Raw genomic sequence first — 13,475 nt, 5'->3', positions numbered from 1 at the left:
AGTTTTTACGTATAGAGTATCGCCGCCGACGCGCGGAGCGTCGCCAGGAACGCCGCCTGTGCGCGGGTCGGCCGCCAGTCCGCGCGGTGGGTGACCCCGATCGTGCGCATGACCGTGCCGGGCGCCGGCCCCAGATCGACCAGCAGCCCGCTGGCCAGCTCCACCGACAGCTGGTCGATCGACAGCAGGGTCAGCTCGTCCCCGGCCTGGAGCAGCTCGCGGATCGTCATCACCGATCCGCATTCGATCGGCACCGGCGGCAGCGGTCCCCCGAGTTCGGCGAACAGGTTGCACCACAAGGTGCGCAGCGGGGTCCCTTCGGGTGGGACGATCCAGCCATACAGATGCAGCGCCGCGAGCCGGTCGGGCACAGCCGCCAGCGGATGCCCGGCGCGGGCGATGATTGTCGGCCGGTCGTCGAACAGCCGGGTCTGCACCAGATCCCCGCCCAGCGTTTCGGGATCGCGCAGCGCGCCGATCATCAGGTCGACCTCGCCGTCCCGCAAGGGTCCCACCAGCTCGCCATGCGCGCCTTCGTGGATCAGCAGGTCGATACCCGCATGCGCGCGGCGGAAGGCGTTGATCGCATGAGGCAATAGCCGCGCGCGGCAGAGCGGCATCGCGCCGATCGAAATGCGGCCGGACGCGCGCCCGAGCAGCTCGCCGAGATCTTCGACCCCCGCCCGCAACTCGGCGAGCGCCAGCCGCAGCCGCCGCGCCACCTGCGCCCCGTGATGGGTGAGGACGAGCCCCCGCCCCCGCCGGTCGACCAGCCGCTGCCCCAGCGCCAGCCCCAGATCGCCGACCGCGCGGTGTAGCGAGGAAACCGTCACCCCCGCCCCTTTCGCCGCCGCCGGATAGCTCCCCTGCTGCGCGAGTGCCACAAAGGCGCGGAGCTGGGCGGCGGTCACCCGGTTGCTGCCGATCAGCCGCAGCGCCGCCTCGACGCGGGGCACCAGCCGCAAGGCCGCCTCGGTCGGCGCCATGCCGTTCGCGCGGCGCTCGAACAGCGCGATACCCAGCTGCGCCTCCAGCTTGGCGATGCCCTGGGTGGCCGCCGGCTGGGTGAGATTCACCGCCTCCGCCGCGCGGCTGACGCTGCCGAGCCGCACCGCGGCGGCCATGGCGGCAAGGTGGCGGATATTGAGCTGATCGACCTGCACACACCACGTTTAGCAAAAACTAATGGCCTCGCCATCCTTCCGATTGGCTCGACCGGGCCGAGGCGCGCACCTCCACCGGCAAAAGAAAGAGGAGCTGCCATGTCGGGTATCGTCGTCCAGAACATCGAACGCGCCGATTCTGCGGTGATCGACGGCCTCGCCCATGCCGGCGTGGCGACCGTCCATGAGGCGCAGGGCCGCACCGGCCTGCTCGCCCCGCACATGCGCCCGATCTATGTGGGCGCGCGGATCGCGGGCAGCGCTGTTACGATCTCCGCGCCGCCGGGCGACAATTGGATGGTCCATGTCGCGATCGAGCAACTGCGCGAAGGCGACATTCTGGTGCTGGCGCCGACCAGCCCGTGCACCGACGGCTATTTCGGCGACCTGCTCGCCACTTCGGCGCAGGCACGCGGCTGCCGCGGGCTGATCATCGACGCAGGCGTGCGCGACATCCGCGATCTGACCGCGATGGGCTTCCCGGTCTGGTCCAAGGCGGTGCATGCGCAGGGCACGATCAAGGGCACGCTGGGCTCGGTCAACGTGCCGGTGGTGTGCGCCAATGCGCTGGTGAACGCAGGCGACGTGATCGTGGCGGACGATGACGGCGTGTGCGTCGTGCCCCGCGCGCAGGCGGCCGCGGTGCTGGAAAAGGCCCAGGCCCGCGAGGCGCTGGAGGAGGCCAAGCGCAAGCGACTGGCCGCCGGCGAACTGGGGCTCGACATCTACAACATGCGCCCGCGCCTCGAAGAAATGGGCCTGAAATATGTCTGAGCAGACCTCCGCCCGAGTAATGTGGATGCGCGGCGGCACCTCGAAGGGCGCCTATTTCCTCGCGGAGGACCTGCCCGCCGCCACCGCCGAACGCGATGCCTTCCTGCTGCGGATCATGGGCTCGCCCGATCCGCGCCAGATCGACGGCATGGGCGGCGCCGACCCGCTGACCAGCAAGGTGGCGGTGGTGTCCAAGTCGAGCCGCGAGGGCGCCGATGTCGACTATCTGTTCCTCCAGGTGTTCGTCGACCAGGCGATCGTCTCCGACGCGCAGAATTGCGGCAACATCCTCGCGGGGGTCGGCCCGTTCGCGATCGAGCGTGGGCTGGTCGACTCGCAGGACGGCGAGACCCGCGTTCGCGTCTATCTGGTCAACACCGGCCAGCAGGCCGTCGCCGCGGTGCAGACCCCGCAGGCCCGCGTCACCTATGCCGGCGACGCCCGGATCGACGGCGTGCCCGGCACCGCTGCCCCTATCCCGCTCGAGTTTCGCGATACCGCGGGCTCGTCCTGCGGCGCGCTGCTGCCCAGCGGCAATGCCGTGGACGTGGTGGAAGGCGTGCCCGTCACGCTGATCGACAACGGCATGCCATGCGTGGTGCTGAAGGCGGCGGATGTCGGCGTCACCGGCTATGAGGATCGCGACACGCTCGACGCCGACACCGCGCTCAAGGCCCGGATCGAAGCGATCCGGCTGGCGGTGGGCGAACGCATGAACCTCGGCGACGTCCGCGAAAAGTCTGTCCCCAAGATGATGCTCGTCGCCCCGCCGCGAAACGGCGGCGCGGTGACGGTGCGCAGCTTCATCCCGCACCGCGCGCATGCCTCGATCGGCGTGCTCGGCGCGGTGAGCGTCGCCACCGCCTGCCTGCTGCCGGGCTCGCCCGCGGCCGAGGTCGCGGTGGTGCCCGAGGGACAGCGCAAGACGCTCTCGGTCGAGCACCCGACCGGCGAGACCACCTGCGTGATGGAACTGGACGAACGCGGTACGGTCGTCACGGCTGCGATGCTGCGCACTGCGCGCAAACTGATGGACGGAGAGGTTTTCGCATGAGCCGGATCACCAGCTGGCACGCCGATCCCAGCGTGCCGCGTTTCACCCCGCCCCCCGGCGCGGTGGACGCCCATTGCCATGTGTTCGGGCCGATGGCGAAATTCCCGTTCAGCGCCAAAGCCAAGTATCTGCCCGAAGATGCCGGCCCCGAGATGCTGTTCGCGCTACGCGACCGGCTCGGCTTCGCGCGCAACGTAATCGTCCAGGCGAGCTGCCATGGCACCGACAATGCCGCGACCCTCAGCGCCATCGCCAAGTCGAGCGGCCGCGCGCGCGGCGTCGCCGTGGTGGATCCCGCGATCGGCGATGCCGAGCTGGAGGCGCTCCATGCAGGTGGTATCCGCGGGGTGCGCTTCAACTTCCTCAAGCGGCTGGTCGACGATGCGCCCAAGGACAAGTTCCTCGAGATCGCCCGCCGCATCCAGCCGCTCGGCTGGCATGTCGTCGTCTATTTCGAGGCCGACATCCTCGCCGAGCTCCGCCCGTTCCTCGATGCGATCCCGACGCTGCTGGTGATCGACCATATGGGCCGCCCGGACGTGGCGCAGGGCGCGCACGGCCCCGACATGCAGGCGTTCCGCGCGCTGCTCGACAGCCGCGACGACATCTGGACCAAGGTGACCTGCCCCGACCGGCTCGACGCCAAGGGCCCGCCCTGGGACGATTTCGCCGCGGCCGTCGCGCCGCTGGTTGCCGACTATCCCGATCGCGTATTGTGGGGCACGGACTGGCCGCACCCCAACATGCAGGATGCGATCCCCGATGACGGCGCGCTAGTCGACATGATCCCCCGGATCGCCCCGACGCCCGAGCTCCAGCACAAGCTGCTCGTCGCCAATCCGATGCGGCTATACTGGCCCGAGCAAGGCTGATCGACGCCGGCTCCGCGCCAGGAGGAACCACGTCGCTTGCCGAATTCCCCCACATCGAGGCGGCATGGGCTTGAAGATCGTGGCTGGACCGGACTAGTCGCTGCGGCCAGCAGGGGAAGATCATGGCCGCGGAAGACGACAACATCGCGCTCGGCGCGCTCGACACCTTTGTCGGCTATCATATGCGCCGCGCCTCCGCGCTGATGGCGAACGACTTCAACGCGGCGATGGCCGGCACCGGCGTGCGCCAGGTGCTGTTCGGCGTGCTGTCGGTGATCGCGGCCAATCCCGGCATCAACCAGGGGCGCATCGGTGCCGCGCTCGGTATCCAGCGCGCCAACATGGTGACGCTGATCAACGAGCTGCTCGAGGCGGGCTACATCCTGCGTACCGTCTCCCCCGAGGATCGCCGGGCCTTCGTGTTCGCGCTGACTGACTCGGGCGAAGCGATGGTCGAGGAAGGGCTGGCACGCATTCGGCGCCACGAGGACCGGCTGCTGGCGGCGCTCTCGCCCGACGAGCGGGACGTGCTGATCGCGCTCCTCAAACGGGTGGAAACCGCCGCGCCGGAGTGAACGAAACCGGCTTGCACCCTCCTCGGCATTAAGTTATGCCACATAACAATAAGAGGAGAGGCACGATGTCGATGGTCATCGAGCAACCGGCGGAATCCGCCACGTTCGACCGTTTGAACCCCGTCACCGGGGAAATTGCATCCACCAGCCCCGCGGCCAGCATCGCCGATGCGCACGCAGCGGTGGAACGCGCCGCCACCGCCTTCACGCTTTGGTCTGCCCTGGGACCCACCGCCCGCCGCGCCGCGCTGATGCGCGCCGCCGACGCGCTGGAGGCCCGCGCCCCCGCCTTTGTCGAGGCGATGATGGGCGAGATCGGCGCGACCGAGGGCTGGGTCCGCTTCAACCTGATGCTTGCCGCCAACATGGTGCGCGAGGCTGCCGCCCTCACCACCCAGATCGGCGGCGAGGTGATCCCCTCCGACAAGCCTGGCTGCATCGCCATGGCGGTGCGCGAGCCGGTGGGGGTGCTGCTTGGCATTGCGCCGTGGAACGCGCCGATCATCCTGGGCGTCCGCGCCCTTGCCGTGCCGCTCGCCTGCGGTAATACGGTGGTGCTGAAGGCCAGCGAGCAATGCCCGCGCACCCATAGCCTGATCGCCGAGGCCTTTGCCGATGCCGGCCTGGCCGAGGGTACCGTGTCGATCGTTACCAATGCGCCGGAGGATGCCCCCGCAATCGTCGGCGCGCTGATCGACCATCCGAAGATCCGCCGCATCAACTTCACCGGCTCCACCCATGTCGGCAAGATCATCGCCCAGCGCGCCGCCGGGCATCTGAAGCCGGTGCTGCTGGAACTGGGCGGCAAGGCGCCGCTGATCGTGCTCGACGATGCCGATCTCGACGAGGCGGTGAAGGCCGCCACGTTCGGCGCGTTCATGAACCAGGGCCAGATCTGCATGTCGACCGAGCGGATCATCGTGTTGGATGCCGTGGCCGACGCGTTCGTCGAGAAGTTCGCGGCGAAGGTGGCGACGCTGAAGGTCGGCGATCCGCGCGAGGGCACGGCGCCGCTCGGCGCGGTGGTCGATCGCAAGACCGTGGACCATGTCCAGTCGCTCGTCGCCGATGCGGTGGCGGACGGCGCGGTGCAGGTCGCCGGCGGCGCGGCGGACGGCGTGCTGATGCCCGCCCATGTCGTCGACCGGGTGACGCCCGCCATGCGCCTGTTCCGCGAGGAGAGTTTCGGCCCCGTCGTCGGCATCGTCCGCGCCGCCGACGAGGAGGCCGCGATCGCGCTCGCCAACGACAGCGAATACGGCCTGTCTTCCGCGGTGTTCACACGGGACACGGCGCGGGGCCTGCGGGTCGCGCGGCGGATCCAGTCGGGCATCTGCCACATCAACGGCCCGACCGTGCATGACGAGGCGCAGATGCCGTTCGGCGGCGTCAAGGCGAGCGGCCATGGCCGCTTCGGCGGCAAGGCCGGCATCGATTCCTTCACCGAGCTGCGCTGGATCACGATCGAGACCCAGCCCGGCCATTATCCGATCTAAGCCAACCAAGGACTGCACATGACCGAGACGAGCAGCAACGGCGTCGTGGCCTACGACGTCGAAGGCGGAATCGCGTGGGTACGCTTCAACCGCCCGGACAAGCGCAATGCCATGTCCCCCACCCTCAACCGCGACATGATGGAGGTGCTCCACGCGCTGGAGTTCCGCGACGATGTCGGCGTGCTGGTGCTGACCGGCGAGGGCAGCGCCTGGACCGCCGGCATGGACCTCAAGGAATATTTCCGTGAGACTGAGGCGGGCGGCCTGGGCGCGGTGCGCCAGGCGCAGCGCGAGAGCTATGGCTGGTGGCGCCGCCTGCGCTGGTACCAGAAGCCGACCATCGCGATGGTCAATGGCTGGTGCTTCGGCGGCGGCTATGGCCCGCTGTTCGCCTGCGACCTCGCCTTTGCGGCGGAAGAGGCGCAGTTCGGCCTCAGCGAGATCAATTGGGGCATCTTGCCCGGCGGGGGCGCGACCAAGGTGGCAGTGGAACTCACCTCGTTCCGCAACGCCATGTACCATGCGATGATGGGCGAGAATATCGACGGCAGGAAGGCCGCCGAATGGGGCCTGGTCAACGAGGCGCTGCCGCTCGACCGGCTCAAGGCCCGCGTCACGGAAGTCGCCAACGTGCTGCTCAAGAAGAACCCGGTGGCGCTGAAGGCGACCAAGGACGCGATCCGCCGCGTCTCGATCATGAGCTATGACGATGCCGAGGACTATCTGGTCCGCGCGCAGGAAGCCGCCAACAGCTACGACAATGAGGGCCGCAAGGAAGGCATCCGCCAGTTCATCGACGAGAAAAGCTACAAGCCCGGCCTCGGCGCGTACGACAAGGATCGCCCCAAGGCCTGATCCCTTCCCTACCCTTCTGACAAACGGACGCCAGCAATGGATCTCGCGCGCCTGCTCACCCCCCGTTCAGTCGCCATCGTCGGCGCTTCCGAAAAGCCCGGCGCGCTCGGCGCGGCGGTGCTCGCCAATCTCGTCCGCCACGGCTTTGCCGGGGACATCCACCTGATCAACCCCAAGCGCGATGCGATCGAGGGGCGCCCCTGTCTCGCCTCGATCGCACAGTTGCCCGAGGGCGTCGACGCCGCCGTGCTCGCCATTCCCGGGCCGGGGGTGCTGGACGCGATCCGGGCGCTGGCGGCGCGCGGAGTGGGTGCGGCGATCATCTTCTCGGCCGGCTTTGCCGAAGGCGGCGAGGAAGGGTTAGCGGCGCAGGCCGAAGTCGCCCGCATTGCCCGTGCGCATGGCATGGTGGTGGAAGGACCGAACTGCCTCGGGTTCACCAACTATGTCGCGGGCGTGCCGCTCACCTTTGTCGAGATGCCGCCGATACCCACCGAGGACCGGCCCTGTGTGGGCATCGTCTCGCAATCGGGCGCGATGGCGGCGGTGCTCGGCACCATGCTGACCGGCAAGCAGCTTGGCATCTCGGCCTGGATCTCGACCGGCAACGAGGCCGCCTCGGGCGTCGAGGACTATGTCGCCTGGCTGATCGACGAGCCGAACACGCGCGTGATCGCGATGATCGTCGAGCAGTTCCGCAAGCCCGCCCGCTTCCTCGAGCTGGCCGCGCGCGCCAACGCGGCGGGCAAGCCGATCGTGCTGCTCCACCCGGGCACGTCGAGTGCCGCCCGCGAAAGCGCCGCAACCCATACCGGGGCGATGGCCGGCGACTGGGCATTGATGAAGACCAAGGTCACCCGCGCCGGCGTGGTGGTGGTCGAAAGCCTGGAGGAGCTGGGCGACGTTGCCGAGATCCTCGCCCGCACGCCCCCGCTGCAGCAGGGCGGCGTCGCGGTGCTGGGCGAATCCGGGGCGTTCAAGGCGCTGACCCTCGATCTCGCCGAGCGGATCGGACTGCCGCTCCCACCGATCGGCGGCGACACCCACGACGCGATCCGCGCGACGCTGCCGGACTTTATCGGCGTCTCCAACCCGATGGACCTGACCGCGCAGGCGCTGGTCGATCCCGATCTCTATCGCCGCACCTTGGCGCCGCTGCTGGCGGACCCGGCCTATGCCGCGGTGGTGCTGGGCATCATCCAGACCGATGCCGGCACCTGCGCGCGCAAATTCCCGCCGATCACCGAGGCGGTGCGCGCGCTCGCCCCCACCAAGCCGCTGATCTTCGCGGGGCTGGATGAAGGCGCGCCGGTGCCGCCGGAGATGATCGCGGCGCTGCACGCCGAGAAGGTCCCCTATTTCCCCACCGCCGACCGGGCCTGCCGCGCGCTGGCCCGCTTGCTCGACGCCGAACGGCACCAGGCGAGCGAGACCATCGCGCCGGAGACGCTGGCACTGCCCAGCGGCGTGGTGCCCGAATATCGGGCCAAGCAGGCGCTCGCCCCGCTCGGCATCCCCTTCCCTGCCGGCGGCTTCGCCCAGACCCCCGACGAAGCCGTCGGGATCGCGGCGCGGGTCGGCTATCCGGTCGCGCTCAAGGCGCAGGCGGCTGCACTCAGCCACAAGAGCGACGCGGGCGGCGTGCTGCTCAACATCTCCGACGAGACCGCGCTGCGCGCCGCCTGGCGCAAACTCTATGCCAATGTCGCCGCCTATGACGCCGGCCTTGCGCTGGACGGCGCGCTGGTCGAGGCGATGGGCGAACGCGGCGTCGAACTGATCGTCGGTGCGCGCAACGATCCCGACTGGGGGCCGGTGATCCTGGTCGGCCTGGGCGGAGTCACCGCCGAGCTGATGAAGGACGTCTGCCTGCTGCCCCCGGATCTCACTCGCGACAGCATCGTCGCGGCGCTCCGCCGGCTGAAGGGTGCCGCGCTGTTCGACGGCTATCGCGGCAGCCCCGCCGTCGACCTGGAAGCGGTAGCCCGCATCGTCCAGGCGCTGGGCCGCCTGCTCGCCGGCAGCCCCGACATTCGCGAGATCGACCTCAATCCGGTGATCGCCCGGCCCGACGGCGCGGTGGCACTCGACGCGCTGATCCTCACGGCATGAGCCACGCGCTGCCCTCAGGCATCGGGCTCTTCGGCCGCGATCAGGCCTTGGGCCGCGGCCCAGGCGGCGATCGCCGCGGCCGTCGCGTCCGGTGCCTCGATCGGCAGCATGTGCCCGGCGCCCTCAAGGATGGTGAGCGTCGCCTGCGGCGCGAGCGCGTGCATCGCTGCGTGCTGCGCCGGGGGCGACCAGCGATCGCGTTCGGCGGAGAGCAGCAGGACCGGGCCGCCATAGCCTGCCAGCACCGGCCCGGCATCGGCCCGGCCGAGCAGCGCCGCGATCTGGCCGAGATACGCTTCCAGCGGATAGGCTTCGACCATCGCGCGCAGGCTCGGCATCAGCGCCTCCACCCGCGTCGGTTCCGCACCCATCATCGGCGGAATCCAGGCATCGGCCAGCGCGGCCATGCCCTGGGTGCGGGCGATGTCGGTCAGCCGCTGCCGACCCGCCGCCTCGCCCTCGGCCGGGGGATGGACGCCGGTATTGGCCAGCACCAGCCCCGCGATCCGCGCGGGCGCCTGCCGCACCGCTTCCAGCGCGACCCGGCCGCCCATCGAATGGCCGACCAGCACCAGCGGGCCCTCCACCGAGGCGAGCACCGAATCCGCCATGGCGGCCAGCGTGTCGAAGCCAGGAAATGCCAGGATGCGTCCGGGAATCCGCGCTGCCACCGGCTCCCACACCCGCGCGTCGCTGAGCAGGCCGCAGAGAAAGACGAAGGTCGGCGGGGTGTCGGGCACGGGCATCTCTCCTCCGGCACCGTCATCGGGAACGGTACCTTCCACACGTCAATTCGTATGCCAACGATACAGTAGAATGCAACCGACGGAGAGTCTGCGATGATCACCAAGGACGGCGTTTCCTACCGCGTCGAAGATCGCATTGCCTGGGTCTATTTCGCCCGGCCGGAAAAGCGTAACGCGATGAACCCCACGCTCAACCGGCGCATGGCGGAAATCTTCGACGAGCTTGAATATCGCGACGATGTCGGCGTGCTGGTGCTGGGCGGCGAAGGCAATGCCTGGTCGGCGGGCATGGATCTCAAGGAATATTTCCGCGAGACCGAGGCCCAGGGGCTGGCCGGCATCCGCAGGTCGCAGCGCGAAAGCTATGGCTGGTTCCGCCGGCTGCGCTGGTTTCAGAAGCCGACGATCGCGATGGTCAACGGCTGGTGCTTCGGCGGCGGCTTCGGGCCGCTGTTCGCCTGCGATCTGGCGGTGGCGGCGGACGAGGCGCAGTTCGGCCTCTCCGAGATCAACTGGGGCATCCTGCCCGGCGGCGGGGTGACCAAGGTCGTCGTCGACCTGCTGCCGATGCGCGACGCGATGTGGCTGACGCTCACCGGCGACCTGATCGACGGCAAACAGGCCGCCGCCTGCCGGCTGGTCAACGAAAGCGTGCCGCTCGAACGGCTGGAGGCGCGCACCCGCGAAATCGCCGAGATCCTGCTCAAGAAGAACCCGGTGGCGCTCAAATTCGCCAAGGATGCGGTGCGCCGCGTGGGCAACCTCACCTATGACGAGGCCGAGGACTATCTCGTCCGGATGCAGGAAGCAGCCAACTTCCACGACAAGAGCGAGGGTCGCAAGGAAGGCATCCGCCAGTTCATCGACGAGAAAAGCTACAAGCCGGGCCTCGGCGCCTATGACCTCAATCGCGGCTGAGCGGCGCGTGGATCCGGTGGAGCAGCTGAAGCAACGTGGCGCGTTCATCCGCGTCCAGACCGGCGAGCAGCGGCGCCTCGGATTCGCGCAGGCATGCGATCATCCTGGGCAGTTGCGCCTCCCCCTCCGCGGTCAGGTGCAGCGCGTGGCTGCGCAGGTTACGCCCGGGTCGGCGCTCGACCAGGCCGCGCTCGACCAGCTGGTTGACCAGCTTCATCGCGCTCGCGCGATTGATCGACAGCGCCCGCCCCAGCGCCGACTGGTCCAGCCCCGGCTGCGCCCGGATCAGCGACAGCGCGGTCACCCGCGCCGGCGAGATGCCATAGGGCGCCAGCGCCGCATGCGCGGCCTCCATCACCCGCAGACGCGCCATCTGCAGCTGATAGCCGATCAGCGTGTCGAGTTCGGCGTCCGGGGAAGGCGGCTGGGTCATCTTGTCCGGTCGGTATCCCTGGGATACATTTTTGGCAAATCATATTGGGCCGCGGCGAGTCGTGGTCTGTCTTAGGAGAATGGCCTTGGAACGCACCTTCAAGCTGTTGATCAATGGCGAGGCCGTCGACGGCGCATCGCAGTTCGACGTGATCAATCCCGCCACTGCCGAGCCGTTCGCACGCTGCCCCAAGGCGGATGCCGATCAGCTGAACGCCGCCGTCGCCGCGGCCAAGGCCGCCTTCCCCGCCTGGGCCGCGACGCCGATCGAGGAACGCGCGGCGAAGGTCGAGGCGGTCGCCGCGCGGCTGCAGGAGCGGCTGAGCGAATTCGCCAGCCTGCTCACCACCGAACAGGGCAAGCCGCTCGACCAGGCCACCGGCGAGGTGATGGGTACCGTGTTCACGCTGCGCGCCTTCACCCAGATGCGCCCCGAGACCAAGGTGCTGCGCGACGAAGGCGGCAACCGCGTCGTCGAACATCGCACGCCCCTGGGCGTGGTCGCGGCGATCACGCCGTGGAACTTCCCGATGATCCTGGCCGCGAACAAGATCGGCCCGGCGCTGGTCGCGGGCAACACCATGGTCCTCAAGCCCGCGCCGACCACCCCGCTCACCACGCTGCTGATGGGCGAGATCTTCGCCGAGCTGCTGCCCCCGGGCGTGATCAACATCATCTGCGACCAGAACGACCTCGGCGCGCTGCTCACCACGCATCCGGATGTCGCCAAGATCGCCTTCACCGGCTCCACCGCGACCGGCAAGAAGGTGATGGCGAGCGCCGCCGATGGCGTGAAGCGCGTGACGCTGGAGCTGGGCGGCAACGATGCCGCGATCGTGCTCGACGATGTCGAGCCGGCACTGGCCGCCAAGAAGGTCTTCCAGGGCGCGATGTACAATGCCGGGCAGATCTGCGTCGCGGTGAAGCGCGCCTATGTGCCCGAGGGCATGTATGAGGAATTCTGCGCGGAAATCGCCGAGCTTGCCCGCAACACGGTGGTGGACGACGGCGCCAAGCAGGGCGCCAAGGTCGGCCCGGTGCAGAACGCGATGCAGTTCGAGAAGGTGAAGGCGCTGATCGAGGATGCCAGGCAGCGCGGCACCGTGCTGGCCGGCGGCGACGCACTCGACCGTCCTGGCTATTTCATCCCGCCGACGATCGTCCGCGATCTCGACGACGATGCGCCCCTGGTCCGCGAGGAGCAGTTCGGTCCGGTGCTGCCGGTGCTCAAATATCGCGACATCGACGAGGTGATCGCGCGCGCCAATGATTCCGACTATGGCCTGGGCGGCACGATCTGGGGCCGCGACGTCGCCCGCGCGACGGAAGTGGCGATGAAGATCGACAGCGGCACGGTGTGGGTGAACCAGCACCTCGCCATCGATCCGCGCATTCCCTTCCGCGGATCGAAGCAGTCGGGGCTGGGCGGCGAGCTCGGCCAGGCGGGGCTGCACGAATATACCCAGGCCCATATCGTTAATTCGGTCGAACTGGAGCCGGCCGCCTGAGCGCGGTCGAACATTTCACCACCCAGGCGGTGCCGCTCCAGCGGCGGCACCTCTTCTGGCGCGACATCGTCGCCGAAGCATTTCCGGGCATGACTGCCATCGCCCCGGAAGGCATCCGCGCCGATCTCGCCCGGTGGCGCCTGGGACCGGTGGGCCTTGCCCGTGCGCGGAGCGCGCGGGCGCAGGTGCGGCGCGAAGGCAATCGCGACGGGCATCATCTGCTGCTCCATCTCCAGCGGCGCGGGCGGCTGACGATGCTGCACGGCGATGCGGCGGTGTCGGGCGGGATGGGCGACATTCTGATCGCCGACGACAGCCGCCCCTATGCGATCGATATCTCCGACGCGAACGAATGCCTGATCCTGCAGGTGTCGGCCGCGCTGCTTGGCGACGGGATCGGCATTGGCAATCTGCACGGCCGGCTGCTGCCGGCGCAGGACCCGCATGTCGCCTTCCTCAACCATATGCTGCTCGGGCTGTGGGACCAGCGCGCGATGCTCGGCGGTGTCGACGACGGCGTCGGCGAGCTGCTGGTCGATGCGACGCGACTGGTCTGCCGCCAGCAGCGCCACGCGCCGTTCGGGGCGACCGGGACGGAAACGCCGGTCGCCTATGCGCTGCGCCATCTCGGCGATCCCGAACTCGGCACCGCCACGCTGTGTGCCGCGACCGGGCTCAGTCCGCGCGCGGTGCAGAAGGCGTTCCTGCGCGAGACCGGCCTCACGCCCACCGCCTTCGTCACCGATCGTCGGCTGACTCGCGCGGCGGAACTGCTGGTGGCGGAGCCGGGCCGCAGCGTGACCGACATCGCCTTTTCGCTCGGCTTCAACGACGCCGCCTTTTTCAGCCGCTGCTTCCGCCGTCGCTTCGGCACCACGCCGCGCGAATGGCGGTGCAGGGGTGCGCGTCCGTCCTGATCGCGGTGCGCACCCGTCCAAGACGAGGCGCCGCGGTCGCGCTAGCCTCCTCC

The 13,475-nt window shown here is 69.2% G+C and carries 13 protein-coding genes; 10 read left to right on the top strand and 3 right to left on the bottom strand.

Features of this window, described 5'->3' with window-relative positions:
• Window positions 1-5: 5 nt before the first annotated feature.
• Window positions 6-1,163, bottom strand: a complete 1,158-nt coding sequence (locus ACTJKY_RS16325) for a LysR substrate-binding domain-containing protein (protein ID WP_440847171.1) — start codon at window positions 1,161-1,163, stop codon at window positions 6-8.
• Between the two features lie 99 nt (window positions 1,164-1,262).
• Here ACTJKY_RS16325 and ligK point away from each other — a divergent pair, with 99 nt between their 5' ends.
• The 7 genes from ligK (at window position 1,263) to ACTJKY_RS16290 (ending at window position 8,901) form a co-directional block, all read left to right on the top strand.
• Window positions 1,263-1,937, top strand: a complete 675-nt coding sequence (gene ligK / locus ACTJKY_RS16320) for a 4-carboxy-4-hydroxy-2-oxoadipate aldolase/oxaloacetate decarboxylase (protein WP_440847170.1) — start codon at window positions 1,263-1,265, stop codon at window positions 1,935-1,937.
• Complete coding sequence (locus ACTJKY_RS16315; protein WP_440847169.1) at window positions 1,930-2,991, top strand: 4-oxalomesaconate tautomerase; 1,062 nt, start codon at window positions 1,930-1,932, stop codon at window positions 2,989-2,991. The genes ligK and ACTJKY_RS16315 overlap by 8 nt, the downstream gene beginning before the upstream one ends.
• On the top strand, window positions 2,988-3,863 hold the full coding sequence (locus tag ACTJKY_RS16310; protein ID WP_440847168.1) for an amidohydrolase family protein: 876 nt from the start codon (window positions 2,988-2,990) through the stop codon (window positions 3,861-3,863). Before ACTJKY_RS16315 ends, ACTJKY_RS16310 begins: the two co-directional genes overlap by 4 nt.
• A gap of 122 nt (window positions 3,864-3,985) precedes the next feature.
• Complete coding sequence (locus ACTJKY_RS16305; protein ID WP_440847167.1) at window positions 3,986-4,438, top strand: MarR family winged helix-turn-helix transcriptional regulator; 453 nt, start codon at window positions 3,986-3,988, stop codon at window positions 4,436-4,438.
• A 65-nt stretch (window positions 4,439-4,503) separates the two neighbouring features.
• Window positions 4,504-5,934 (top strand): aldehyde dehydrogenase, encoded by a 1,431-nt coding sequence (locus ACTJKY_RS16300; protein WP_440847166.1) that lies wholly within the window; start codon window positions 4,504-4,506, stop codon window positions 5,932-5,934.
• A gap of 18 nt (window positions 5,935-5,952) precedes the next feature.
• Window positions 5,953-6,789 carry a p-hydroxycinnamoyl CoA hydratase/lyase gene (locus ACTJKY_RS16295; RefSeq protein ID WP_440847165.1) on the top strand — a complete coding sequence of 279 codons (837 nt, stop codon included), beginning with the start codon at window positions 5,953-5,955 and terminating at the stop codon, window positions 6,787-6,789.
• 36 nt (window positions 6,790-6,825) lie between these two features.
• On the top strand, window positions 6,826-8,901 hold the full coding sequence (locus tag ACTJKY_RS16290) for an acetate--CoA ligase family protein (protein ID WP_440847164.1): 2,076 nt from the start codon (window positions 6,826-6,828) through the stop codon (window positions 8,899-8,901).
• Window positions 8,902-8,915: 14 nt separating this feature from the next.
• Here ACTJKY_RS16290 and ACTJKY_RS16285 read toward each other — a convergent pair whose 3' ends face one another.
• Window positions 8,916-9,641: an alpha/beta fold hydrolase gene (locus tag ACTJKY_RS16285; protein WP_440847163.1), complete on the bottom strand. Its 726-nt coding sequence runs from the start codon at window positions 9,639-9,641 to the stop codon at window positions 8,916-8,918.
• 99 nt (window positions 9,642-9,740) lie between these two features.
• Here ACTJKY_RS16285 and ACTJKY_RS16280 point away from each other — a divergent pair, with 99 nt between their 5' ends.
• Window positions 9,741-10,565 (top strand): p-hydroxycinnamoyl CoA hydratase/lyase, encoded by an 825-nt coding sequence (locus tag ACTJKY_RS16280; RefSeq protein WP_440847162.1) that lies wholly within the window; start codon window positions 9,741-9,743, stop codon window positions 10,563-10,565.
• Here the strand turns inward: ACTJKY_RS16280 and ACTJKY_RS16275 are convergent.
• On the bottom strand, window positions 10,552-10,998 hold the full coding sequence (locus ACTJKY_RS16275) for a MarR family winged helix-turn-helix transcriptional regulator (protein ID WP_440847161.1): 447 nt from the start codon (window positions 10,996-10,998) through the stop codon (window positions 10,552-10,554). The two genes, ACTJKY_RS16280 and ACTJKY_RS16275, sit on opposite strands and share 14 nt — an antisense overlap.
• Before the next feature lie 85 nt (window positions 10,999-11,083).
• On the opposite strand from ACTJKY_RS16275, the gene ACTJKY_RS16270 reads away from it, so the two are divergent.
• Complete coding sequence (locus ACTJKY_RS16270; protein ID WP_440847160.1) at window positions 11,084-12,505, top strand: aldehyde dehydrogenase family protein; 1,422 nt, start codon at window positions 11,084-11,086, stop codon at window positions 12,503-12,505.
• 29 nt (window positions 12,506-12,534) lie between these two features.
• Window positions 12,535-13,422: an AraC family transcriptional regulator gene (locus ACTJKY_RS16265; RefSeq protein WP_440847159.1), complete on the top strand. Its 888-nt coding sequence runs from the start codon at window positions 12,535-12,537 to the stop codon at window positions 13,420-13,422.
• Window positions 13,423-13,475 lie beyond the last annotated feature (53 nt).

The organism is Sphingomonas sp. 22176, from assembly GCF_052045505.1.
Taxonomy (GTDB): Bacteria; Pseudomonadota; Alphaproteobacteria; order Sphingomonadales; family Sphingomonadaceae; genus Sphingomonas.
This window is presented reverse-complemented; position numbering and strand designations above follow the sequence as displayed.

Bases quoted from the DNA above. Each gene is read 5' to 3' on its own strand.
- ACTJKY_RS16315 (WP_440847169.1), top strand. From the start codon at position 1,930: ATGTCTGAGCAGACCTCCGCCCGAGTAATGTGGATGCGCGGCGGCACC.
- ACTJKY_RS16280 (WP_440847162.1), top strand. From the start codon at position 9,741: ATGATCACCAAGGACGGCGTTTCCTACCGCGTCGAAGATCGCATTGCC.
- ACTJKY_RS16300 (WP_440847166.1), top strand. From the start codon at position 4,504: ATGTCGATGGTCATCGAGCAACCGGCGGAATCCGCCACGTTCGACCGT.
- ACTJKY_RS16290 (WP_440847164.1), top strand. From the start codon at position 6,826: ATGGATCTCGCGCGCCTGCTCACCCCCCGTTCAGTCGCCATCGTCGGC.
- ACTJKY_RS16305 (WP_440847167.1), top strand. From the start codon at position 3,986: ATGGCCGCGGAAGACGACAACATCGCGCTCGGCGCGCTCGACACCTTT.
- ACTJKY_RS16295 (WP_440847165.1), top strand. From the start codon at position 5,953: ATGACCGAGACGAGCAGCAACGGCGTCGTGGCCTACGACGTCGAAGGC.
- ligK (WP_440847170.1), top strand. From the start codon at position 1,263: ATGTCGGGTATCGTCGTCCAGAACATCGAACGCGCCGATTCTGCGGTG.
- ACTJKY_RS16310 (WP_440847168.1), top strand. From the start codon at position 2,988: ATGAGCCGGATCACCAGCTGGCACGCCGATCCCAGCGTGCCGCGTTTC.
- ACTJKY_RS16275 (WP_440847161.1), bottom strand. From the start codon at position 10,998: ATGACCCAGCCGCCTTCCCCGGACGCCGAACTCGACACGCTGATCGGC.